Raw genomic sequence first — 24,234 nt, forward strand, 5'->3', positions numbered from 1 at the left:
ATGGCATAGCCATTTAACACCCTATTATGCCCTTCCATGGGTATTACGTTAGCTATGTGGTTTTTTACCGCTTAGTTGTACGATTGAACACTTGTAAAGCGGTTTCTGAACTTACATTCAACAACCATCAAGCTGCCTTGGCTAGATAAAGCTCAAGGCTACTTATCCATTGATTTACCTCATTACCGGTAAATCAATGGATAAGCATGGAAATTTTTGCTGTTTCTCTGTCGGCGAACTCTATGGCATTTGCCACGTCATCTATATTCACACCACTATTATTGGCTATGTCTTCTAAAAAAAGTTCAATGTCACCGTCAGTTTTTTTATTTTGCTGCATGGTAGTAACCCTTGATGCTAATGCCAGTAGCGCAATATCGCTATCTGTTGCCTGTCTAGACATATCATTAGCGTGCATAACCGGATAATAGAGCACAAGAGGAAGCTTCCAATTTTCTAATATGGTACCGCTACAGTTTGAAAAGGTAAAACCAAAATGTTGAATTTGTCTTGCCCCGAGAAGCATATCGCTATCTTGCTCAATATAGCTTTTATAAAGCTCTGGCGAACGTTTAGCAATGACCAACTCACTGAGGTTTTGCAATATCCCCATAACGAAGAAACGCTCACTACCACGCATATTGCTGGCCTTAGCCAAATGTTTCGCCACCATTCCACAATAAACAGAGTTGAACCAATGTTTATCAAGGTTAATAAGCTGGGTATCAAAGTATTTAAAAGCGGTATTGGCGGTTTCTGCAACCACCAAATTATACAAAGCTTCACCACCAATGACATTGATGGCTTTTGAAACAGACTCTACTTGTGATGGAAACCGGAACAGTGAACTGTTTGCCAATCGCAGCACTTTGGCTGTTAATGACGAATCTAAACTGATTAAATCGCCAAGGTCGCTTGCACTTGAACGAGGGTTATCTAATACCGAGCGGATACGAATACATATATCTGGCAAGGTAAATGACTTTGTTGCAAACGACACATATTTATCTAAGGACATGCAAAGGTTCCACTTTTATCATCTGCATTAACAGCTATCGCGAGGTCAGTCTCACTGCTTATGCTTTATCAATTGTCTCGAAAGGCACATCAAACATATTTATTTGACTAGGCTCTCGTACTTCTATTGGTTTTTCATTTTGGCGACGGGCTCTACTTAGCGCCGCTTGCTTTCTTCGCTGACATGCCCCAATTATCTTTCGGCGAGTTCCATCATCAATCTTAAGCCAATACAGCCGCTCTTCTCGGCTGCGGTAACATCCTTTGCAATACCCTCGCACTCCAGACTCACAAACACCAATACAGGGACTTGGAATTTCAAAGAACTCCAATTGCTGTGCTGGCGGTGTTTGGTCTGTCATGTTTACCTGTATGCGCTTGCTAACACGCGTTTCGTTAAATTAAAAACACCCTCTTATTGCCACTAACGCATTGTTATTGGCAACCTAATCTGGCCACGTAATTTAAGATAGCTTTACATTACTCCAGTATATTTTGGGCAAACTCACCAAAATAGCAACTCTGTAATAATACATCAGTATTAATCTACTAGTGTATAGTCAATAGTCGAAACTACCCGAACCTGCTTAATATGGGGGTGATGATGGTCTCTGCTAGCGATTGAAAACCGCCCTTGATTAGCCCGTTTTATTTTCCCTAACGTACTTTTCGAGTCCTGCGCGAACTTTTCAGCAACCTCTCTGGCATTAACAGTGGCTTCCTCGATCATTGCCGGTTTTACTTCATTTAAACGCGTAAATACATAGTCGGGCTGTGCTTGATAGTGTTGATTCGTTAGCACAACACCAGACTTTAATAAGCTACTTATCTGGCTCATGACTACACGTACCTTTTCGACCTCGTTTGAAAATACGGTAATGGTTTGCACTGCGGTGTAACGAAATGGCGCTTTTTCTGTACCGCCATATTGCTGAGCTAGTTTATCGGTAATGTCTGGCTTACCAATGGTAATACCCTCTTTGGCAATCCCTTTGCTCTGTAAGAAGTTAGACACTTTCATGCTGTTTGTTTCTATCTGGTTGTAAAGCGCGGGTAAATCATTGCCTGCATCAACAAATTGAATAGGCCAAATCACTCGATCTGCCACGTACTCCCTTTCAGACAACCCTTTAACGGTAACTACCCTGTCCCAAGTTTGCATGTCGTTTAGCGCCGAAGACACCTGTTGACCCAATATGCCAAGCGCACTCACCATGCCTATTGCCACTACCACTGCTGCACCTATCTTCATAACTCTCGTTCCAGTTTTTATTGTTGATAGTGCTAGCTTACGTTCAGTTGGAGTCGAATTTAGGGATGAAAAAAGCCGAGATTGTTGATACTTAACGATACATAATGACCAATTGTGGCCGCAAAGAGGCTGGAGAAATGGATTAGCGTTTATTCCCATCAACTATCATTTTGCGCGCTCTCGCATCCGAATTTCGAATCATATCGTCAATCAAAGCTGTTTCGGGCATATTCTTCCAGTACTTTTTGGGCATTGAGCTTAACATTGCGCTCTTTTTGATGCGGGCGGGATTAAAAATATTAGCGTAATAAGTGAGCCAATATTTTTCGATACGGTCGTCATTAGGAAACACACTCGGATCGGGATTATCTTCTAAAACTAGCTTTTCAGTATCCCAATGGGCAGCCCGATAAGGCGTTAATATTGACCACCGCATATTTTTAAAACGAGTTTGGAAGAAGTCGAGCTTAATCTCTAAGCTAAAATGTTCCGGCTCATACCAAGCGATAAAGTGCTCTTGTCCGTCATGATTAACTTCTCGAAACCTCAAAAAAGCACTTATTTTATATGCATCGCGTTTTACCGCTTTGGCTAACGTAACAAGTTGCATGATATCTTCATCAGTTTTTAACTGAATAAGGTTTTTGTTTTCGAAAATAACACGCCATAACACCCGATAACACAATGCGAAGCGGCTAGCATCTTGGTGACACAACGCATATTTGATAAGCGTTAAGACTGACTTGGGAATGCTGTGTTTCGCTTTTGGCTTACTGGCTGCTATAACTTGTTCCCCACCGCCAAACAGGTCGTCTTGTATAGACTCTGAAGTTTGCCAAATAATATTTTCGGGGGGGATAGCTTGCGCCAAACATTCTCTTGCTGCTATGCGCCACTCATCGTACCCAGGCACTGAAATGATTGTAATGGTTTTCATCTTTATGCCATTTCAATTAGGCGCTAAATAGCTCGAACTGCTTCGGCTGTTTGAACTGTAACTCAAAATTATTGCTATCGAGTAAATGAATATTAGGCGAGTAGTCGCTCACGCTAATAAAAGGCTTCAGCTTTTGTAGAGGCAGGCGCATTTTAGTAAGATCCATCCAACTAAGCTTTGCATAACGGCGAATAGTCAGAATTTTTTGTACAGTGCGTGCACCAAGGCCTGGTACCCGTAACAACATCAGTTTGTCGGCTTTATTTAAATCGATTGGAAACACATGACGATTGCGCAATGCCCACGCAAGTTTAGGATCATGATCCATATCAAGCATGTCATCGTGCAATATTTCATCAAGCTTGAATCCATAAAAACGCAAAAGCCAATCAGCCTGATAAAGACGATGCTCGCGAATTAAAGGCGCTGGTTTTAGCGGTAAAACTTCTGATGCATCGGGTATTGGCGAGAATGCAGAGTAATAAACGCGACGTAGCTTTTGTTGGCTATAAAGTTTTACGCTCGTGCCCAAGATAACTTTATCATTAGAACCATCGGCCCCTATTATCATTTGAGTAGACTGCCCGCCAGGGGCAAAGCGAGGAGGACGTTTACCTGTATGGGTTTTATCTACCTTATGCTCAGCTATTTTCTCTTTCAGTGTATTCATCGCGTTATGAATAGCGCCGAGGTCTTTTTCGGGCGCGTACTTATTTAAAGAAGGTTGGGTTGGCATTTCTACATTAATGCTTAGTCTGTCGGCGTATAAGCCAGCTTCGGCCTGCAATTCAGGTGAGGCATTGGGAATTGTCTTAAGATGAATATACCCCTTGAACCCGTGATCCAGACGTAAAGATTTTGCAATACGCACCATACTTTCCATTGTAAGGTCTGGAGAACCCACAATGCCTGAACTAAGAAACAGACCTTCGATATAGTTACGCTTGTAAAAATTCAGTGTTAGGTCTACGGTTTCTTTCACAGTGAAACGGGCACGTTGAACACTACTCGATACTCTATTAATGCAATAGTGACAGTCGTAAATACAGTAGTTCGTCATTAGTATCTTTAACAAAGAGACACAGCGCCCATCAGGGGTAAAACTGTGACATATACCCGTACCACCGGTAAGAGAGCCTATGCCCGTTTTATCGGTTTTGCCAGCCTTTCGTTTACCTGCAGAACCGCTTGCACATGAAGCGTCATACTTGGCTGCATCTGAAAGAATTTCGAGTTTTTGTATCAGTTTGTCATGCATCGCAGATTTGTACTTTCTCTTAGCAAATACACAGCGTCAGTGGGTTCAGTAATAAATGATGAAAAAAGACGTGTGTATCGGCAATATCGTTTTCAGTATATAAAACGTTATATCATGTATAAATATACAGTACAAATGCATTTTGCTATCAACACTCTGCTACCAAAAAGCAGAGCGCAATAGGTTTGAGCCACTGCCCCCTTCTCCCTAAGGACTGGCATAAAAAAAGGCCACTTAAACAAGTGGCCTAAAGTGCCTCCAAAGTACGAGGAGGAGGCAACGCTTGGGTAAACGGGAGAGTTAACCGTTACGTTTCAACAAATAGTAAAATACAGGAGTAAGAATTAAGCCGAACACAGTTACCCCAATCATGCCTGAGAACACTGCTACGCCCATGGCTTGACGCATCTCTGCACCTGCGCCTGTAGAAAGTACCATAGGCAACACACCCATAATGAAGGCTATAGACGTCATTAGGATTGGGCGAAGACGCAACTTACTGGCCTCTTTAATGGCTGATAGTGCATCCATGCCGTTGTCTTGTAGCTCTTTGGCAAATTCCACAATAAGAATGGCGTTTTTAGTCGCCAGCCCCACCAGCACAATTAAGCCAATTTGGGTAAATATGTTGTTGTCACCACCATATATCACCACACCAATTAGTGCGCTTAGCAAGGTCATGGGGACAATCAATATAATGGCCAGCGGTAAGCGTAAACTTTCATACTGCGCTGCCAATACTAAGAACACCAAAAGCACCACCAGCGGGAAGATAAAGGCCGAGGCGTTGCCTGCCAATATTTGCTGATAAGTTAGCTCGGTCCATTCGTAGGTCATGCCTAACGGCAGGGTTTCATCAAGAATTTGCTCTATCGCTGCTTTAGCTTGATCTGAACTGTAACCCGGCGCCGGAGAGCCGTTAACTTCAGCGGTGACATAGCCGTTGTAATGCATCACTCGGTCTGGCCCTGCGCTGTGCTCAATATTAAGAAATGAACCTAGCGGGATCATATCGCCTTTATCGTTTCGCACTTTAAATTGGGTGATGTTTTCAACATCTTGACGATACTGAGCATCGGCCTGAACATTTACCTGATAGGTTTTGCCGAAAAGGTTAAAGTCGTTCACATACACCGAGCCCAAATACGCCTGCATGGTGTCAAACAAGGTACCTATGTTTACACCTTGGCTAACGGCTTTCTCGCGATCTACATCCACATTTAACTGAGGTACGTTAACCGTAAAACTGGTGAAGTTACCGGTTAGCGCAGGGTGTGCCCACGCTTTGCCAATCACTTCTTGGGTTACTTTTTCAAGTTCAGCAAAACCTAAGTTTCCTCTGTCTTGCACTTGTAGCCTGAAACCACCAATGGTGCCAAGGCCCATTACCGGTGGTGGCGGGAAGATAGCCACATAAGCACCTTTAATAGAGCCAAATTGCTGGTTCAATTGCATAGCAATTGCACCGGCTGAAAGCTCAGGGCTTTGACGCTCATTGAACGGTTTAAGCGGCGTAAACAACACACCCGAACTTGGGCTGTTGGTGAAGCCGTTTATGTTCAAACCTGGAAATGCCACTGCATCAGAAACACCAGGGTGTTCCATCGCAATACGCGACATTTCACGCACGACTTCCTCAGTTCTATCTAACGACGACGCATTAGGAAGCTGTGCAAATGCAATAAGATACTGCTTATCTTGAGGCGGTACATAACCAGTTGGCGTGTTAGCAAACTGGAAGTAGGTTAACCCTAGCAAACCAGCGTAAAGCACGACTACCACACCGCTTTTGCGAATAAGCCCACCTACAGCGCCAGTGTATTTTTTCGCACCGCGATCGAACATTTTATTAAATGGCGTAAATACAAAGCGCCCAAACACTTTATCCATACCTCGGCTTAGCCAATCTTTCGATTGCCCATGAGGCTTCAATAACAAGGCCGATAATGCAGGGCTTAAGGTTAACGAGTTAATTGCCGAGATGAAGGTAGAAATAGTAATGGTTAACGCAAACTGCTTATAGAACTGACCGGTTAAGCCGCTCATAAAGGCAGTAGGGATAAATACCGCAGCCAATACCAAGGTAGTGGCAATAATAGGCCCTGTTACCTCTTTCATTGCTTGCACGGTAGCATCGAATGGCGCTTTGCCGTCGGCAATATTCCGCTCAACGTTTTCCACCACCACGATGGCATCATCAACCACAATACCGATAGCCAGTACCAAGCCAAACAACGATAGCGCATTTAACGAGAAGCCCATCAATTGCATAAACGCAAAGGTACCTACCAATGAAATGGGAACCGCTACTAAAGGAATAATAGACGCGCGCCAGGTTTGTAAAAACAGTACTACTACTAATACAACCAATAGCACAGCTTCAAGTAACGTATTTACCACGGCTTCAATTGAGCCACGTACGAATACGGTAGGGTCGTAAACGATGTCGTATTCCAACCCTTCTGGAAACATCTTTTCAAGTTCTGCCATGCGAGCACGCACGTCGTCAGAGATTTGAATAGCGTTTGAGCCTGGGGCCTGAAATATAGGTAATGCAGCTGCTGGATTATTATTTAGTAATGAACGCAAGGTGTAATAATCGGCACCTAACTCAATTCGGGCTACGTCTTTTAACCGGGTAATTTGACCATTATCGCCCGTTTTGACGATGATATTTTCAAATTCACTTTCATCTTCAAGGCGACCGCGCACATTAATAAGTAGCTGAAACTCACTGGTGCCCGTTGGCTGTGCGCCTAGGCTACCTGCCGCTGCTTGTTGGTTTTGCTCGGAAATAGCCGCAACCACATCGCCTGGGTTCATTTGCAGTGAAGCTAACTTGTTTGGATCTAGCCAAACACGCATGCTGTATTCACCAGCGCCAAATAAACGAACTTGCCCTACCCCTTCAACTCGCGCGAGCTCATCTTTTACGAATTGGTCGGCATAGTTCGACAAATAAAGCATGTCGTAACGTTTATCAGGTGAGGTTAAATGCACCACCATGGTTAAATCTGGTGATGATTTTTCGGTAACAATACCTAAGCGCTGTACTTCCTGTGGCAATCGCGGTGTCGCACGGTTAACACGGTTTTGAACCAGCGTAGTAGCATCATCAGGATCGGTACCAATAGCGAACGTGATGGTAAGCGTCATACGGCCATCAGATGTGGCCTGTGAAGACATATAAATCATGTCTTCCACGCCATTAATCTCTTGCTCTAAGGGCGTAGCAACGGTTTCGGCAATAACTTTGGGGTTAGCGCCAGGATAGTTAGCCGTTACCACTACCGTAGGCGGCACCACTTCTGGGTATTCTGTTATAGGTAGCTGCCAAACAGCTATCGCACCACCAATGAAAATGAGCAGGCTTAGTACACCTGCAAAAATTGGGCGGCGAATGAAAAATTGCGAAAAATTCATTAATTAATTCCAGTGCCAGCTACGCTACTTGTAATAGCGTCTGCGTTAGCCAAATTTGTTACGTTATCTACACGAGACTGCCAGTTTTGCAGGCTTGCTAGTGCTTCTTTATCACCCATATCAACGTGGTTTGGCGCAACAACAGCACCTGGGCGTACGCGCTGCAGACCATCTACTACAATGGTATCGCCTGCCACTAAGCCACTTTGAATAATGCGCATGCTGCCTACTTTGTCACCCAAGGTAACGGCTCGGTATTCCACTTTATTTTCGCCGTTTACCACCAACACAAATTTGTTGTTAAGGTCGGTACCAATGGCTTTTTCTTTAATTAAAATGCCTTGTTCGTTGGTATCACCCGCAAGTTTTAGATGGGTAAATAATCCCGGCATTAAACGACCATTTTCATTGTTGAAAACCGCGCGAACACGAAGGGTTCCGGTATTGCCATTAACTTGGTTATCTACGAAGTCGATTTGTCCCCAATGGCCATAATCTTGCTCATTGGCAAGACGCATAGCCACGGCTTGGTCGTTAACCGCTGAGTCGGCTTTATCATCACTGCTCACGTAATTTAGGTACGTTTGCTCATCAATATCGAAGTAAGCGTAAAGCTGATGGGTAGATACAATGCTGGTGAGCTCAGACTGCCCTGCCGTTACATAGTTGCCTGCAGTTATATTTGCGCGAGAAACACGGCCAGAAATAGGCGCTTCCACACGGGCAAAACCGCGGTTCAAACGGGCAACTTCTAACGCCGCTTTTGTTTGGTTAATGCTAGCAAAAGCTTGATTCTTACCCGCTAAACGCTCATCTAGCACTTCTTGCGAAACCGCTTGGGTTTTTCGAAGCTTTACGACTCTGTCGTAGCTTTGCACTGATAAATCGTAACGGCTTTTTGCTTCTTCAAGTTGCGCGGTTAAACGCTCAACTTCTGCTTTAAAAGCGCGGTTATCAATAAGGAACAAGGTTTCGCCCTGCTCTACATATTCGCCTTCCTCAAACGCTACAAATTCAATGTAGCCTGAGACACGTGGGCGAAGGGATACGGTTTGCGGCGCTTCTAAACGGCCAGTAAAGCTGTCCCATTCGGTTAAACGCTGCGAGACCACTGGCGCAACATCTACAGGAATGCCCACATTCGCATGCATTTGCTGGCCAGGATCCGTATCGTCGCTACCACATGCGGCGACAAGTGCTGTTAGGCTTAGAATTGCCAAAAATCGAGTTAAAGTCGTCATTGCAAGAGTCTCTAAAAGTGTGAAGGCGTGCATTATGCACATGGCAATACAATAAAAATAATTATATTTTCGTATGCAACACATCATAAAATGATATATATTGAGAAGTATGAAATTTAGGCTATTTCGCTCAAGGTGTTACCTGTAATTTGGCAGCACAACATGAAGCAAATAAATGTGGTGATAATACTTAAACGCGCTGTTTAGCGATAAACTCACGTGATAAAAAGCGACGGATTCACACGTGTTTATGCAGTATTTCCTCTGCTCGGCCTAGTATACTGGTACAGAACTAATTTACGAATAACCGGAGAGACTGATGCGTCCACATGATTTAAATTTATTGATGATATTTGATGCCATCATGACAGAGGGCGCGATTACCCGAGCTGCTGATAGATTGTCGATGACCCAACCAGCTGTCTCGAACGCCCTTTCTCGCATGCGTACCGCGTGGAAAGACGAGTTATTCGTAAAGGATGGGCGTGGTATTCAACCTACGTCATTTGCCACCAACTTGTGGAGCCAAATTCAAGGCCCATTAGGACAACTTGAAGTTGCCGTCAGCCCGGCGGAATTTGACCCTGCCACGGCCAAGCGAACCTTTCGTATATCGGCCACCGATAGCATTGTTGCTATGGTGTGGGGGCCGCTTCGCAAGGTAATTGAAAATGAAGCTCCAGGCATTAATATTCACGCTATTCCCAGTTACGATTTAGGCACTGATAAGGTTTTAAAAGACGCAGAGGCTGAACTGACCTTTTCTAAATATCATCAACCCGATGCGGTAATACGCACCGAGCACGTTTTAGACCCTAGTTGGGTAGTGGTGATGCGCCCCGATCACCCACTAGCAAAAGCGCAGCTTACCTTGGAAGACTTTATTGCCGCAGATCACTTATTGGTGTCGGTAACAGGCGATGTTACCGGCCCTACCGATCAAGTATTAGCTAACATGGGGTTAAAACGCCGTATTGCTATGTCGGTCAATCAGTTCTACAACGCCACGCCGCTGCTAAAAGAAAGCAACTTAATATGTGTTGCACCATCACTGGTCGTTGAGAAGGAGATTTTCTCTGGTGAGCTCGCAGTATTTGAAACGCCGATTGAAATAAAAAGCTTGCCAATGTCGGTAATGTGGCACAAACGCCAAGACTTAGATGCAGGGTTACAATGGTTGCGTAAGCTTGTCGTGAAGTTTATTCGCGAACGTGTTGAGCGACATGAAATGCTACTTTCTCAATGTTGCCGTAAAGCCTACTGCGCTGATACCGTTAAGCGATTCTTGGCGCAGCGTAATATGGACAACAGCGACTTTTCACCAGCGCATATTAAGCACGACGAAACGTTGGATGCTGCTGAAACAGCAGATATTGTGGACTTAGATAAAGCCGTGAATGATGCGAAGGGAAAAGTAACCGCATAGTGTTTTGATAAGCCCTCTTCGTACCTTTTGGCGTTAAAACCCAGCGGTGCCTCTTGGCGATAAGCCCCAGCGATGTCTCTTAGCGAAAGGCCTAGGTGGTGCCATTTGGCAATAGGCCACTATTTCCCCTGTGATAGGCAGCTTTTCACCTACCTAGCATTACTTGTATTTACACCCTTTACTGGCAAGCCACGCTAATCCATCTTTTTCATCAACACAAAAGAAATAGTCGATATCTGCTGCCAAATACACCCGCTCAAACTGACTTTGCACCAGCGCTGGAATGTCAGCGTTGGTAACAACTAGAGCGCAGGCTGACATACCGTATATTTTGCGAAGTTTAATTGAGTCTATCAGGATAGTTTCTGCTGCAGGGGTTAAAATACCCGTGCCAAGAACAAAGCCAAGAAAGCCCCACTTTTGCCCATTGAGGCTAATAACTATATCTTTAACGTCTTCGTGATATTGCTTTAAAATCTCTTCATTAACCACGCCTCGTCCGTCTACTCGTAGCACACTACCTATGAGCTCAATATCATATTCGGCGTGTTTAGTTTCTGCATGAGAGGTGTGTTTTCCAATAGTATGAATGTTGCTCGGAACCATTTTGTCTCGTTTAAAACTAACTGCTAATTACCTGCTCTAATAATAGGCGCTACATTCGCATTACGCCAAGTTAGCTTCGCTAAAAATAAAAAAACCCGCCATCTGGCGGGTTTTTGCGTTAACTATTAAGCTAACTTACTTCTTTTTCTTTGCCTTAGCGTTAGGCAAATCGGTAATACTACCTTCGAAGATTTCTGACGCTAGGCCGATTGACTCGTTTAGCGTTGGGTGAGCGTGAATAGTTAATGCAACATCTTCAGCGTCTGCGCCCATTTCAACAGCAAGACCAATTTCGCCAAGCATTTCGCCTGCGTTAGTACCTACCATTGCGCCACCAAGTACACGACCGGTGTCTTTTTCGAAAATCATTTTAGTCATACCGTTAGTTGCATCAGAGGCAATAGCGCGACCTGAAGCAGCCCATGGGAATACGGCTGTTTCGTAGCTTAAACCTTGCTCTTTTGCTTCTTTCTCGGTAACACCAACCCAGGCAACTTCCGGCTCAGTATAGGCTACTGAAGGAATACCACGTGGGTCGAAGTAGTGTTTTTGTCCGGCAATAACTTCAGCAGCAACATGACCTTCGTGAACCGCTTTATGCGCAAGCATAGGTTGGCCAACTAAGTCGCCGATAGCGAAGATGTGTTCAACGTTAGTACGCATTTGCTTATCAACGTTAATAAAGCCACGGTCGTCAACGTTAACACCAGCAGTGTCTGCGCCAACCATTTTACCGTTTGGACGACGTCCAACAGCAACTAATACTTTGTCGTAGCGTACTTGCTCTGAAGGTGCATTTTTACCTTCAAATGTTACATACAAGCCGTCTTCTTTTGCTTCAACCGCAGTTACTTTGGTTTCAAGCATGATGTTGAATTTTTCTTTATAGTCTTTCATAAAGACTTTCATGATGTCTTTATCAGCAGCTGGAATAAGCTGATCTAAAAATTCAACAACATCGATTTTTGAACCTAGTGCTTCGTACACTGTACCCATTTCTAGGCCAATGATACCGCCACCAAGTACTAGCATTTTCTCTGGAATATCTTTCATTTCCAAAGCGCCAGTAGAATCGATGATACGATCGTCTTCTGGAATAAACGGCAAGCTTACTGGCTCAGAACCCGCAGCAATAATCGCTTTTTCAAACGTAATAGTAGTAACGTCGTCACCATTTTTTACTTCAAGGGTATTAGCGCCAGTAAATTTACCGTAACCTTTAACGTGCTTGGTTTTACGCATTTTAGACATGCCGCCAAGACCGTTTGTTAGCTGTTTAACAACGCTGTCTTTGTATTCACGAATTTTATCTAGGTCGATTTTTGGCTCACCAAAAGTCACACCATGGCTAGCCAAGTGCTTCGCTTCTTTCATTACTTTCGCTACGTGAAGTAATGCTTTTGAAGGAATACAACCAACGTTAAGGCATACGCCGCCTAGCACTTCACGTGAATCAACAATAACGGTCTCGATGCCTAAATCGGCAGCACGGAATGCCGCAGAGTAACCGCCAGGGCCGCCGCCCAGTACCACTAATTGCGTTTTAATTTCGCTCATTGTGAACCTCAATCCTATTTTTTGTTATCTATCACCTTGTGCGTGATAGCATAACCTAAATACTGCCCCATGGGCTTATAAAATCACCGAGAATGTTAATGATATAACAAACATTCTCGTATTTTGATTTAAAGTATAATTCTACGCAAGTCAGTCAAGTTTGCCGCCACTTCTGTGGAGAACCTTGCACCTACTGCACCATCAATAACCCGATGGTCGTATGACAAGCTTAATGGAACCATAAGACGAGGTTCAAACTCGCTACCATTCCACTTCGGTTTCATATCAGACTTAGACACACCTAAGATAGCAACCTCAGGGGCGTTAACAATTGGCGTAAACGCTGTTCCACCTATGCCGCCTAAGCTAGAAATAGTGAATGTGCCGCCTTGCATGTCTGAAGACTTCAGTTTTCCGTCACGGGCTTTCTTCGATGTCTCAATCAGTTCTTGAGACAGCTGCTCAATACCTTTCTTGTTCACATCTTTGATAACGGGAACTACCAAACCACCAGGCGTTTCCACCGCAATACCGATGTTGATGAATTTCTTGATAATCAAGCTTTCACCGTCATCAGAAAGAGAAGAGTTAAATACTTCGTATTTCTCTAACGCTTTAGCAACTGCTTTCATGACGAATACAAGTGGCGTAATTTTAAGGCCAGACTTAATTTTCGCATGGTACGCATTTTGTTCCTTACGGAACGCTTCTACGTCGGTGATATCAGCCTCATCAAACTGTGTTACATGAGGGATAGTCGCCCAGTTGCGGTGTAAGAATGGACCAGAAATCTTCTGAATACGCGAAAGCTTAACTTCTTCAACTTCACCAAACTTGCTGTGGTCAATAGGTTTAACCGGCACAATTTGAAGTACGTTATCGCCTGCTGGCGCAGCTACACTGCTTGCGCTGCCTTTAGGCTTAGCAAGCTCTGCTTTCACATAAGCCTGAACGTCTTCTTTTAGAATACGATTCTTAGGACCCGAGCCACTAACAAGGGTAAGGTCTACACCGAACTCTCTGGCTACACGACGTACAGAAGGAGAAGCATGTGCTTTGCCATTGCCTTTAGGCGCTGGCGCTTCTTGTGCTGGTACAGGTGACTTATTTTGCGCTGTTGGTTTTTCAGCCGCTTTTGGTTCCTCAGGCGCAGATTCCACTTTCTTCGGCGCAGGGGCATCGCTACTTGCTGAACCGCCATTTCCGGCAGTTTCTAGCTTAATAACTAACGTACCTTGCTTAACTTTGTCACCGGCTTTAATGAAGACTTCTTTTACTGTACCTGCATGGGTAGAAGGCACATCCATTGTGGCTTTATCAGTTTCAAGGGTAATAAGACCATCTTCTTTCTCAATGGTGTCACCTACAGAAACTAATACATCGATAACGTCTACTTCGCCGTCTTCACCAATATCAGGTACTTCAACTTCTACTACACCACCGGCTGATTTCTCTGAATCTGACGACTGGGCAGATGAATCAGCCGCAGGTGCCGCTTTTTCAGAACTTGATTCAGCAGGCGCATCGCTGCTTGCCGTTTCACCACTTCCAGCGGTTTCTAGTTTAATAACTAGCGTACCTTCTTTCACTTTATCGCCAGTACTGATGAACACTTCTTTCACCGTACCTGCGTGAGTAGAAGGCACATCCATAGTCGCTTTGTCGGTTTCTAGCGTAATAAGCCCATCTTCTTTCTCGATGGTATCGCCTACTGAAACCAATACATCAATAACGTCTACTTCGCCATCGTCACCAATATCAGGAACCGCAACTTCTATCACTTCACCGCCACCAGATGATGCTGGTGCCGCTTCGGGCTTACTTTCTTCTTTTGGTGCTTCTTTTGACGCTTCTGGCGCAGGCGCTTCTTGAGCTGGCTCTTCTTTCTCTTCAGAAGAAGCTTCTTCGCCACCTGCTTTTTTCATTTCACCGATAACATCGCCTTCTTTTATCTTGTCGCCAACAGCAACAGATAAGCTAACGATCTCACCTTCAAATGGTGCAGGAATGTCCATAGAGGCTTTGTCACTTTCAACGGTAACAACGCCTTCATCTGCATCAATGGTGTCGCCTACGGCAACACATAGCTCGATAACTTCAACTTCGTCACCGCCTACATCGGGTACGATAATCTTTTGAATATCTGACATATGTAAAATACCTTATCTGCCTGCGGCTACGCGTAAAGTGGGTTTAGTTTTTCAACGTTAATATCAAAACGTTTAATCGCTTCGGCAACATCTTTCTTATCGAACTCACCGCGTTGCGCCAATTCGTACAATGAAGCTACTACAATGTATGCAGCGTTAACTTCAAAGTGAGTACGCAAGTTTTCACGGCTATCACTTCTACCAAAGCCATCAGTACCTAGGCAGCGGTAATCAGTATCGATAAATGCACGAACCTGATCAGAGTAGTTCTTCACGTAGTCGGTCGCCGAAATAGCAGGACCTGCATCTTTCGTGATTACCTGACCAATGTAAGCTGTTTTCTGATCGGCTTCTGGGTTCAACATGTTCCAGCGCGCCACTTCTTGACCTTCGCGAGCCAATTCGTTGAACGAGGTAACCGAGTAAACGTCTGAAGAAACATTGTAATCGTCACAAAGAATCTGTGCCGCTTTACGTACTTCATTCAAGATAGTACCCGAGCCCATTAACTGTACATTGGTCTTGGTCTTCTTGTTTTCAACGCGTTCAAGCTTATAAATACCTTTAATGATTTGATCTGCTACGTCATCACCTTCAGGCATAGCTGGGTGTTGGTAGTTCTCGTTCATCAATGTTAGGTAATAGAAAACGTTTTCGTTGTTGCCATACATGCGGCGTAAACCGTCTTGTACGATAACAGCCACTTCGTATCCGTAAGTTGGATCGTAAGTTACACAGTTCGGGATAAGGTTCGCTTGAACATGTGAATGACCATCTTGGTGCTGTAGACCTTCACCGTTCAATGTTGTTCTACCTGCAGTAGCACCTAACAAGAAGCCTCTTGCTTGGCTATCGCCAGCTGCCCACGCTAAGTCGCCAACACGTTGGAAACCAAACATTGAGTAGTAAATGTAGAACGGAATAGTCGTGGCGTTACAGGTTGAGTAAGATGTACCTGCTGCTACCCACGATGCCATTGCACCTAATTCGTTAATACCTTCCTGCAATACTTGGCCTTTTTTATCTTCACGATAGTAAGCCACTTGGTCTGCATCTTGTGGAACGTACTTTTGGCCTTCGTTAGCATAAATGCCCACTTGGCGGAAAAGTCCTTCCATACCGAATGTACGTGCTTCATCAGGAATAATTGGCACAATACGCTTACCAATTTTCTTGTCTTTCAACAACGCATTAAGTACGCGAACAAAGGTCATAGTAGACGATACTGAACGATCGCCTGAGCCTTTTAAGATTGCATCGAAAGCTTTTAATTCAGGTACTTCAAGTTGTTCTTCAGCTTGTTCTCTACGAGAAGGTAAGTAACCGCCTAAAGACTCACGACGCTCGCGCAAGTACTTCATTTCTTCACTGTCTTCAGGGAACTTGAAGTAAGGTAGCTCTTCAATCTTCTCATCAGCGATTGGAATGTTGAAACGATCACGGAACACTTTAAGTGAATCAACGTCCATTTTCTTCACGTTATGCGCAATGTTCAAGGCTTCACCAGAAGCACCTAAACCAAAGCCTTTAACTGTTTTAGCAAGAATAACCGTTGGACGACCTTTGGTCTCTTTCGCTTTTTGATAAGCAGCAAAGACTTTAACTGGATCGTGTCCACCACGGTTCAAGCGCCAGATGTCATCATCAGACATGTTCGCTACAAGTGCAGCCGTTTCTGGGTACTTGTTGAAGAAGTTTTCGCGAGTGTATTTACCACCCTTCGCCTTACAGTTCTGGTACTCACCGTCTACGGTTTCGCCCATTAACTGAATAAGTTTGCCTGATTTATCACGGGCAAGAAGCTCATCCCAGTAACTGCCCCAAATAACTTTAACCACTTCCCAGCCTGCGCCGCGGAATGTGCCTTCAAGTTCTTGGATAATTTTGCCGTTACCACGTACCGGGCCGTCTAGGCGCTGTAGGTTACAGTTGATAACGAAAGTTAAGTTATCTAGGCCTTCGCGTGAGGCAAGACCAATAGCACCTAATGATTCTGGCTCATCACACTCGCCGTCACCCATGTAGCAGTATACGCGCTGTTCAGAACAGTCTTTGATACCACGATTAGTAAGGTACTTAAGGAAACGAGCAGTATAGATGGCTTGAAGTGGACCTAAGCCCATCGATACTGTTGGGAACTGCCAGTAATCTTTCATCAAGTGAGGGTGTGGGTATGAAGATAAGCCTTCACCAGCACATTCTTGACGGAAGTTGTTTAGCTGTTCTTCAGAAAGGTTACCCTCAATGAAAGAACGGGCATAAATACCTGGAGAGATATGGCCTTGAGCAAAAATAAAGTCGCCGCCAGCATTTTCTGTAGGCGCTTTAAAGAAGTGGTTAAAACCAACATCGTATAGCATGGCAGATGACGCAAAACTACCAATGTGACCACCAAGCTCTAAGTCTTTCTTAGAAGCACGTAATACAATCATCAATGCATTCCAACGAATGGCTGCACGAATACGTGCTTCAATCGTTAGGTCGCCAGGCATTTTTGGCTCTTGCGCTGAAGGAATTGTATTGATGTACGCTGTGGTGGCGTCGTACGGTAAGTGCGCTCCGCTACGACGAGCCTTATCAATCAGTTTCTCGAGTAGATAATGGGCGCGTTCTACACCTTCCTCTTCCAAAACAGATTCAAGAGCGTCAATCCACTCTTTAGTTTCTTGAGGATCCACATCTTGGTGCATCATATCAGTCATGGTGCCATCCTATTTTTGCTTTATATATAGAGAATTCTTCCTTCGACCTAATTATCGAAAGAAGAATGACCAAATTACGTTGTACTCGCTGTGACCCTTAATGGCTCACCTGTGCTTTTTGCCTATTGCAGTAGCTAAAATTCTCTTTAAGCCTCTGCTTATATAATCACGCCTCATAAAACTGGGTAAACAAGAAGGCGTGTTAAATTTCCAATCGTCGTAACGCGCGTTGTACACGAGTGTCACGCTGATTAATGGTTAATAATGTCTTTTCAATGAACGCAAGGTGCGTATTACACGCTTGACGTGCCGCTTCTGGATCCCGTGCGGCGATAGCCTCAACTATTTCTCGTCTTTGACGAGCAATATCGGCCACTGCATCGGGGTGAGTCGCTAACATATCAAAGTTACGTTCAATGTTTTCCACCAGCATACTCTGCATGGTGCTCATTACATGTAAAAGCACCATATTATGAGATGCTCTTGCCATAATGATGTAGAACTTACCTAGCGCTTCAGCTTGTTCCCGCTTACTTTCTTCGGGTGCTGGCGTGGGTAGTTCATTAAGCGCATTTTTTAGTGCTTCATAATCTTCAGGTTGCCCACGAAGCGCTGCGTAATACGCCGCCATACCTTCTAAGGCATGACGAAACTCAAGTAAATCAAACTGAGTTTCAGGCCGTTTACTCACCAGCGCCATCAACGGATCTTTCATGGCTGAGTTAAGGTTGCGATTCACAAACGTGCCGCCCCCTTGCTTGCGCTCAACCAATCCACGCGCCTGGAGATTACCAATGGCTTCTCGTAACGAAGGACGCGATACCTCAAATTGAATCGCAAGTTCACGCTCTGGTGGCAATTTCTGACCTGCCAATAAGCTCCCATCCAAAATCATGGATTCAAGCTGCTCGGTGATAACATCGGCAAGTTTTTTTCGCTGCTGACGCATGCGTGACTATATTCCTTCGTTTACTTGAGTATGCGACTATTTTGTAAACAAGTAAGGTTTACAGTCACAATTGGTAATACCATTTTACCTATACAGTTTAAGATAGATTGAAACCGAGGTAAATACTCTCAAGCATAGCAAACTTGTAAGGAGTTGCTTGTTGTTAAGCTTTATTGTTGAATTTGTTGCAAAAATTTAGCAAACCCACACTGGTCTGATGAGGTGAGGTAGCCAGCATATAAGACGTGAAATGCCTGATCTATAAATGAAAAATTTATAGACCAGGATAGAATGGTAATACGTTTGTTAATGGGAATAGTTAGGCAAGGGTGCCAATAACGGTAAGCGCAGAGGTAATTACAAGCAGAAAAATAACATTACGTTTTGCTAACTTGACTAACACTTTAGGCTCTACAGCCGCGTTTTCTGATTGAGCTTCATACTCTTCGGGCGTTAACATCTCGGCTTTCGACGATACTTGTGTAAGCAAGTCATAGGCAGAGACATTCAATGAAAAGGCGTGTTTCAGCCATTCAGGCAATGCACGAGAAAAATGCCCCATCATGAGCATACCGAAAGCAGTAATCCGTACCGGAATGAAATCAAGTGCGTACATTAGTTTTCCCGCCGACATAGACAACGGATGTTGAGATGCACAGAAGCGCTCGGTAGCACTTCTACTAAAACAGTAAAATACGGCGCCCGGTGCACCAAATGCAATAAACCATAGCATGACTGCTGCATAATGCTGATAATTCAACCAAGTAAGATGTTGCCCGAAACTCTTCCCTTCAGCCAACGCTGTACCATCACTAGCCCGTTCACTTCCACAATGTCCTAATTCGTCTGTGTACATACTGCAAGCTTGCAAATCGCCACGGTCTGCAGCATTTAAAAAGCATTTATAAGTGGCCCGCAATACGGGGCAGCCTATACATAGAAACAGAATCACACTTTGTTCTATAAAGGTAAGAAAAGCGCCGAACAGCCAGTGTTCAATTAGCCCTATTATTAATGCTGGCAGTAACATGTATAAATAGAAGGCTACGGATGACGTGCCTTCTTCTAGCCATTTTCGCTCGTAAAGCCAGTTTTGATAGGCAACTGCATAACGCTCGATGTGCCATACCGGTGTCTTAGTGATAAGCCTTTCAAGACTTAAAACCAACAGTAAACTCATTAGTATCATGTTTATTCCCTACCGTAGAAATGCTGAATTATGGGGTAATGGACAGGCGGTTAAACGCCCTATTTACCTTTTCTGTTTATGATGTTTCTTAAGGTGTTGGTTAAATCGAGTGACTGTCTGTAGCGTGGCCAATCGAACGCAACACCCGGATCGGTTTTTCGCCCTGGCGCAATATCATTATGGCCTACTATACGCCCTAACGAAATTTGCGGGTATTGTTGCAATATAAACTTACTCAACTTCGAAAGTTGTTCATATTGGGCATCTGTGTAAGGTAGCGTATCGGTGCCTTCTAATTCGATACCAATGGTAAAGTCGTTACAACGAGAGCGCCCCTGAAATGTCGAGAACCCTGCATGCCACGCCCGCTTATTAAAGGGCACGAACTGCTCTACTTCGCCAGTACGGTAAATAACACAATGAGCAGACACTCTAATACCTGCTATTTCTTTATAAAACGGGTGTTCATTTGGGTTTAATGTACCCGTAAACAATTCGCGAATACCTGATGTACCGAACTGTGAGGGTGGCAACGAAATATTGTGGATAACCAACACACTCACGTCGGTTTCGTCGGCCCGTTCATCATAATGGGGGCAATCAATTTGCGTCGCGGGCTCGTATAACACCATATAATTTGAAAATTCGTTGCGTTGTTTTCATTAATAACAGTGTGACACCAGCCGCCCACTGGCACAAGCTAAACACATTGCGTATGGGTGGTAAAGCACGCCGTGAATCCATCCATGGAGGCTCGTCTGCAGCATCCATGCTGCAGACGGCTTTACCCCCAAACTCACCTTACACTTATATAGTGTTACTAGTATTTTTTGAAAACAGAAAAGAATGCTGCCTTCTGCTGGCAAGGTATAAATGGTTACGAACTCTATTAGTTTGGTCGATACATTTATATGTACGTAGAAAGGCGGTATAAAGGGAACGATAAAAAGAAGTGAGATGTTTTATATGAGTGAAGATGATTCTGTGGGCGTGAGTTCTGCCGGTAAGTATATGGTGGTGCTGGCGTGGATTTGTGGGTTTGCCCTGCTGGTCTATGTTTTTTCTGGCTTGCTCGACAAGCAAGTTAACCCAAATAGCGAACCTCAGTCACAACGTATTGGCTCGCAAACTGAAGTACGTTTAAAGCAGAATCGTGCGGGGCACTATGTTACTTCTGGCTATATAAATGGTGAAGAAGTGGTGTTTTTGGTGGATACTGGCGCTACCGATGTGTCTATTCCTGCCCATTTAGCCCAGAGGCTTCAACTACAAGCGGGTCGCAAAGGTTTAGCCAATACCGCTAATGGTACGGTTACTGTGGCTGAGTCTTCTATTGATACCCTTCGTATTGGCGACATTGTCTTAAATAACGTTAGAGCAAATCTAAACCCTGGTATGCAAAGTGAGCATATCTTGCTTGGAATGAGTGTTTTACGGCAATTAGAGTTTACTCAGCGCGGAGATTGGTTAATATTGCGTACCCTTTAATTCTAAACAGCGATCATCATGATTTCACCCGACATTAACGCCATTCGCGAACAAGTTTCTCTCGCACTAATTGAAGATTTAGGTGGCGAGCTTAACGCGCATAACGACATTACTGCGAACTTAATAGATGAAAGCGAAAGCGCGACTGCCACTATTATTACCCGTGAGCATTGTGTTATTTGCGGCGTAGCCTGGGTTGAGCAAGCGTTTGCGTTAATTGATGAGAGCCTAGAATTAGTATGGCAAGTGAAAGACGGCGACACCGTAGAGGCCGATACTACTCTGCTTACCTTAACAGGCTCGGCTCGCGCCATTCTTACCGCTGAGCGTGTAGCACTTAACTTTCTGCAAACCCTTTCTGCTACGGCGACAGTGACGGCAAGCTACGCGAAGTTGTTGGCCGGAAGTAATACCAAAATTCTTGATACGCGCAAAACCCTCCCTGGTCTTCGCATGGCACAAAAGTATGCGGTACATTGTGGCGGCGGGCAAAATCATCGTATTGGTTTGTTTGATGCGTTCTTAATTAAAGAAAACCACATTTTTTCCTGCGGCTCTATAGAGAAAGCAATAAGCCGCGCCAAAGAAATGAAACCTGGTAAGCCTGTTGAAGTAGAAGTAGAAAGCTTAGAAGAATTGCAACAAGCACTTGTTGCAGGGGCTGACATCGTTATGTTGGATAACTTTACCAACGAACAGATCCAAAAGGCAGTAGCGCTAACCCAAGGGCAATGTAAACTGGAAGTGTCAGGTAACATTACCGATGAACGGTTATCGTCGCTAGCAACACTGGGTGTAGACTATATTTCATCTGGTGCACTAACCAAGAATGTGAAGGCAATTGATTTATCGCTAAGAGTGAATTTAGCGTAAAACAGATTTGTCGATTAGCTTGCGTTAAGTTCACATGTAACAGTTCAAATGACGTGCTTGGGTATAAAATTACTTTACTACTTTATAGGCACGTTTCACCGGTTTCGTTCTAGGTAGTATAGTTATCTATACGTACGAAAGTTGCAAATTCATACCAAAGTTCAACAACATAGGGCTGAAAAGCCCTTTTTGAATGTGTCATACTGAAAAAGTCAGACATAGGTATTTTTCTGCATACTTGTCTCTGACCAATAAATTTATATACTTAGATTCAAGTACCAGGGGCGTTTAAGGACGACTCGGGTATAAACGTCAATTTGAATTACATTTAAACTTAACGTGCTATACACGTCCCGGAGAAAACCATGATGAACATGAATAATAAAAACCAAAAGGGTTTCACCCTAATCGAATTAATGATCGTTGTTGCCATTATCGGTATTTTGGCGGCAATCGCTTTACCTGCTTATCAAAATTATGTGAAAAAAGCTAGGTTCTCAGAGCTTCTTAATGCATCTGCTGCAGCTAAAACCGCTGTTGAGGTTTGTTACCAATCAAATGCTGCTTTAACAAATTGTAATTCTGGAACAAACGGGATCCCTGCCGCTATAACTGCTTCGGGTGATATAGTCGGAGTTTCAACAGCAGCAGGCGTTATATCGGTAGCTACGCATGCTGATCACTCTAGCTTGTCTAGCACAACTGCTACATTTACTCCTACTGTAACAAGTAATCGTTTAACTTGGACAATCACATGTAGTGACGATTCACTTTCGAACAGCTGTACAACTGCAACAGCAACTCCTACCTCTTAACTATATTTGATTTGAACAGCCCAGTGAATACTGGGCTTTTTTGTCTAGCTAAATGGAAACTCAAAATGGCAAAGGCAACATTAGTATTTGAATGGCAGGGGAAAGATAGAAAAGGTAATAGCCAAAAAGGCGAACTCTCCGCTATCAACATTGCTGAAGCTAAATCTCTACTGCGCCGAAGAGGAATTTCCGCCAACAGGGTTAGGAAACAAAGCGCCTCACTGTTTAAGCGTAAACAAAAAATCAAAGCTGCAGATATATCGATTGTATCTCGCCAAATTGCAACAATGCTTTCAGCGGGCGTTTCTTTAATTCAGTCCTTAGAAATGATTTCACAGGGTCATGCCAATCCAGCAGCCCGGAAACTCCTATCGGAGATAACTGATGAAGTTCGCGCAGGTAATCCACTTTCTTCAGCGCTACGTAAACATCCAGACTATTTTGATGATTTATACTGTGACTTAGTTTATACCGGTGAACAATCCGGTGCTTTAGAAACTATTTACGACCGAATAGCCACTTATAAAGAAAAAGCGGAAGCCCTTAAATCTAAAATCAAAAAGGCCATGTTTTATCCTATTGCTGTGGTTGTTGTAGCGCTTATTGTAACAACCATATTATTGATTTTCGTAGTTCCTCAGTTTGAAGAAATATTTAGCAGCTTTGGTGCGGAACTCCCCGGATTCACTCTATTAGTACTGGGAATTTCAAATTTTGTCCAAAGTTATGGGATATTCATAGGCATTTGCATTAGTGTAGCTGGCTACTTGTTTATGCGGGCTCATAAGAAAAGCCAAAGCTTTCGCGATAGAGTTGATAGAGCGGTTCTTAAAATTCCCGTTATTGGGGAAATACTCAAAAAAGCCAGTATCGCAAGATTTACTCGCACCCTCGCAACTACTTTTGCTGCCGGTGTACCTTTAATTGGCGCACTTGAATCGGCTGCTGGCGCGTCGGGCAATGCGGTATTTAGAGACGCTATCTTATATATTAGAAAAGAAGTGGCTGGCGGTATGCCAATGTTTATCTCCATGCGCGCCACCAATGTATTTCCCGATATGGTCACGCAGATGGTCGCCATTGGTGAAGAATCTGGCTCGGTTGAGGAAATGCTCAGTAAAATAGCAACAATATATGAAGCCGAAGTAGATGATATGGTCGACGGCTTAACCAGCTTGCTTGAGCCAATGATCATGGCTGTGCTAGGTGTGGTGATTGGTGGACTTATTATCGCCATGTACCTTCCCATATTTGAAATGGGTAATGTGGTATAACCTTTTACGCCAGCTGCTCCTTGTTTGTTCGTACACTACACATGATTAGGCTTGCCCAGCGCAGGCCTTTTTTGCAT

The 24,234-nt window shown here is 44.0% G+C and carries 19 protein-coding genes; 5 read left to right on the forward strand and 14 right to left on the reverse strand.

Features of this window, described 5'->3' with window-relative positions; translation table 11 throughout:
• Positions 1-193: 193 nt before the first annotated feature.
• The 7 genes from AVL57_RS14980 to AVL57_RS15010 form a co-directional block, all read right to left on the reverse strand.
• Positions 194-1,018: an HDOD domain-containing protein gene (locus AVL57_RS14980; RefSeq protein ID WP_057790010.1), complete on the reverse strand. Its 825-nt coding sequence runs from the start codon at positions 1,016-1,018 to the stop codon at positions 194-196.
• A gap of 58 nt (positions 1,019-1,076) precedes the next feature.
• Positions 1,077-1,379, reverse strand: a complete 303-nt coding sequence (locus tag AVL57_RS14985) for a DUF1289 domain-containing protein (protein ID WP_057790008.1) — start codon at positions 1,377-1,379, stop codon at positions 1,077-1,079.
• A 179-nt stretch (positions 1,380-1,558) separates the two neighbouring features.
• Positions 1,559-2,269: an SIMPL domain-containing protein gene (locus AVL57_RS14990; RefSeq protein WP_057790006.1), complete on the reverse strand. Its 711-nt coding sequence runs from the start codon at positions 2,267-2,269 to the stop codon at positions 1,559-1,561.
• Between the two features lie 142 nt (positions 2,270-2,411).
• On the reverse strand, positions 2,412-3,206 hold the full coding sequence (locus tag AVL57_RS14995) for a TIGR03915 family putative DNA repair protein (protein WP_057790004.1): 795 nt from the start codon (positions 3,204-3,206) through the stop codon (positions 2,412-2,414).
• Positions 3,207-3,222: 16 nt separating this feature from the next.
• On the reverse strand, positions 3,223-4,464 hold the full coding sequence (locus AVL57_RS15000; protein ID WP_057790002.1) for a putative DNA modification/repair radical SAM protein: 1,242 nt from the start codon (positions 4,462-4,464) through the stop codon (positions 3,223-3,225).
• A 300-nt stretch (positions 4,465-4,764) separates the two neighbouring features.
• Positions 4,765-7,887, reverse strand: coding sequence for an efflux RND transporter permease subunit (locus AVL57_RS15005; RefSeq protein WP_057790000.1), 3,123 nt, complete (start codon positions 7,885-7,887; stop codon positions 4,765-4,767).
• Positions 7,887-9,128, reverse strand: a complete 1,242-nt coding sequence (locus tag AVL57_RS15010) for an efflux RND transporter periplasmic adaptor subunit (RefSeq protein ID WP_057789997.1) — start codon at positions 9,126-9,128, stop codon at positions 7,887-7,889. Before AVL57_RS15010 ends, AVL57_RS15005 begins: the two co-directional genes overlap by 1 nt.
• A gap of 319 nt (positions 9,129-9,447) precedes the next feature.
• Between AVL57_RS15010 and AVL57_RS15015 the strand changes: the two genes are divergently transcribed.
• Positions 9,448-10,554 carry a LysR family transcriptional regulator gene (locus tag AVL57_RS15015; RefSeq protein WP_057789995.1) on the forward strand — a complete coding sequence of 369 codons (1,107 nt, stop codon included), beginning with the start codon at positions 9,448-9,450 and terminating at the stop codon, positions 10,552-10,554.
• A gap of 159 nt (positions 10,555-10,713) precedes the next feature.
• Here AVL57_RS15015 and AVL57_RS21430 read toward each other — a convergent pair whose 3' ends face one another.
• The 7 genes from AVL57_RS21430 to ampD form a co-directional block, all read right to left on the reverse strand.
• Positions 10,714-11,160, reverse strand: coding sequence for a hypothetical protein (locus AVL57_RS21430; RefSeq protein ID WP_231701224.1), 447 nt, complete (start codon positions 11,158-11,160; stop codon positions 10,714-10,716).
• Between the two features lie 135 nt (positions 11,161-11,295).
• Positions 11,296-12,717: a dihydrolipoyl dehydrogenase gene (gene lpdA / locus AVL57_RS15025; RefSeq protein ID WP_057789993.1), complete on the reverse strand. Its 1,422-nt coding sequence runs from the start codon at positions 12,715-12,717 to the stop codon at positions 11,296-11,298.
• Between the two features lie 128 nt (positions 12,718-12,845).
• The gene (aceF, locus tag AVL57_RS15030) at positions 12,846-14,867 is read right to left on the reverse strand and encodes a pyruvate dehydrogenase complex dihydrolipoyllysine-residue acetyltransferase (RefSeq protein ID WP_057789991.1); all 2,022 of its coding nucleotides are present in this window, start codon (positions 14,865-14,867) and stop codon (positions 12,846-12,848) included.
• A gap of 26 nt (positions 14,868-14,893) precedes the next feature.
• Positions 14,894-17,569 (reverse strand): pyruvate dehydrogenase (acetyl-transferring), homodimeric type, encoded by a 2,676-nt coding sequence (aceE, locus tag AVL57_RS15035; protein WP_057789989.1) that lies wholly within the window; start codon positions 17,567-17,569, stop codon positions 14,894-14,896.
• Between the two features lie 202 nt (positions 17,570-17,771).
• Positions 17,772-18,518, reverse strand: a complete 747-nt coding sequence (locus AVL57_RS15040; protein WP_057789987.1) for a GntR family transcriptional regulator — start codon at positions 18,516-18,518, stop codon at positions 17,772-17,774.
• Between the two features lie 319 nt (positions 18,519-18,837).
• Entirely contained in the window at positions 18,838-19,707 is an 870-nt protein-coding gene (gene ampE / locus AVL57_RS15045; RefSeq protein ID WP_057789984.1) for a beta-lactamase regulator AmpE, read from the reverse strand.
• A 59-nt stretch (positions 19,708-19,766) separates the two neighbouring features.
• A complete protein-coding gene (ampD, locus tag AVL57_RS15050) occupies positions 19,767-20,339 on the reverse strand; it encodes a 1,6-anhydro-N-acetylmuramyl-L-alanine amidase AmpD (RefSeq protein ID WP_057789982.1) in 573 nt (190 codons plus the stop codon).
• A 325-nt stretch (positions 20,340-20,664) separates the two neighbouring features.
• Between ampD and AVL57_RS15055 the strand changes: the two genes are divergently transcribed.
• The 4 genes from AVL57_RS15055 to AVL57_RS15070 all read left to right on the forward strand — a co-directional run bounded on the left by AVL57_RS15055 (position 20,665) and on the right by AVL57_RS15070 (position 24,157).
• A complete protein-coding gene (locus AVL57_RS15055; protein ID WP_138118214.1) occupies positions 20,665-21,195 on the forward strand; it encodes a retropepsin-like aspartic protease family protein in 531 nt (176 codons plus the stop codon).
• An 18-nt stretch (positions 21,196-21,213) separates the two neighbouring features.
• Positions 21,214-22,068, forward strand: a complete 855-nt coding sequence (gene nadC / locus AVL57_RS15060; RefSeq protein WP_057789980.1) for a carboxylating nicotinate-nucleotide diphosphorylase — start codon at positions 21,214-21,216, stop codon at positions 22,066-22,068.
• 365 nt (positions 22,069-22,433) lie between these two features.
• Complete coding sequence (locus AVL57_RS15065) at positions 22,434-22,883, forward strand: pilin (protein ID WP_057789978.1); 450 nt, start codon at positions 22,434-22,436, stop codon at positions 22,881-22,883.
• Positions 22,884-22,948: 65 nt separating this feature from the next.
• Entirely contained in the window at positions 22,949-24,157 is a 1,209-nt protein-coding gene (locus AVL57_RS15070; RefSeq protein ID WP_057789976.1) for a type II secretion system F family protein, read from the forward strand.
• The last annotated feature ends 77 nt before the right edge of the window (positions 24,158-24,234 follow it).

Origin of the sequence: Alteromonas stellipolaris, from assembly GCF_001562115.1 — a bacterium.
Taxonomy (GTDB): Bacteria; Pseudomonadota; Gammaproteobacteria; order Enterobacterales; family Alteromonadaceae; genus Alteromonas; species Alteromonas stellipolaris.

Coding starts and splice junctions, on each gene's coding strand:
- AVL57_RS15040 (WP_057789987.1), bottom strand. CDS start 18,518: ATGCGTCAGCAGCGAAAAAAACTTGCCGATGTTATCACCGAGCAGCTT.
- AVL57_RS14995 (WP_057790004.1), bottom strand. CDS start 3,206: ATGAAAACCATTACAATCATTTCAGTGCCTGGGTACGATGAGTGGCGC.
- AVL57_RS15015 (WP_057789995.1), top strand. CDS start 9,448: ATGCGTCCACATGATTTAAATTTATTGATGATATTTGATGCCATCATG.
- ampE (WP_057789984.1), bottom strand. CDS start 19,707: ATGATACTAATGAGTTTACTGTTGGTTTTAAGTCTTGAAAGGCTTATC.
- nadC (WP_057789980.1), top strand. CDS start 21,214: ATGATTTCACCCGACATTAACGCCATTCGCGAACAAGTTTCTCTCGCA.
- AVL57_RS15065 (WP_057789978.1), top strand. CDS start 22,434: ATGATGAACATGAATAATAAAAACCAAAAGGGTTTCACCCTAATCGAA.
- AVL57_RS21430 (WP_231701224.1), bottom strand. CDS start 11,160: ATGGTTCCGAGCAACATTCATACTATTGGAAAACACACCTCTCATGCA.
- AVL57_RS15055 (WP_138118214.1), top strand. CDS start 20,665: ATGTTTTATATGAGTGAAGATGATTCTGTGGGCGTGAGTTCTGCCGGT.
- ampD (WP_057789982.1), bottom strand. CDS start 20,339: ATGGTGTTATACGAGCCCGCGACGCAAATTGATTGCCCCCATTATGAT.
- aceF (WP_057789991.1), bottom strand. CDS start 14,867: ATGTCAGATATTCAAAAGATTATCGTACCCGATGTAGGCGGTGACGAA.
- aceE (WP_057789989.1), bottom strand. CDS start 17,569: ATGACTGATATGATGCACCAAGATGTGGATCCTCAAGAAACTAAAGAG.
- AVL57_RS15070 (WP_057789976.1), top strand. CDS start 22,949: ATGGCAAAGGCAACATTAGTATTTGAATGGCAGGGGAAAGATAGAAAA.
- AVL57_RS15010 (WP_057789997.1), bottom strand. CDS start 9,128: ATGACGACTTTAACTCGATTTTTGGCAATTCTAAGCCTAACAGCACTT.
- AVL57_RS15005 (WP_057790000.1), bottom strand. CDS start 7,887: ATGAATTTTTCGCAATTTTTCATTCGCCGCCCAATTTTTGCAGGTGTA.
- AVL57_RS14985 (WP_057790008.1), bottom strand. CDS start 1,379: ATGACAGACCAAACACCGCCAGCACAGCAATTGGAGTTCTTTGAAATT.
- AVL57_RS15000 (WP_057790002.1), bottom strand. CDS start 4,464: ATGCATGACAAACTGATACAAAAACTCGAAATTCTTTCAGATGCAGCC.
- AVL57_RS14990 (WP_057790006.1), bottom strand. CDS start 2,269: ATGAAGATAGGTGCAGCAGTGGTAGTGGCAATAGGCATGGTGAGTGCG.
- lpdA (WP_057789993.1), bottom strand. CDS start 12,717: ATGAGCGAAATTAAAACGCAATTAGTGGTACTGGGCGGCGGCCCTGGC.
- AVL57_RS14980 (WP_057790010.1), bottom strand. CDS start 1,018: ATGTCCTTAGATAAATATGTGTCGTTTGCAACAAAGTCATTTACCTTG.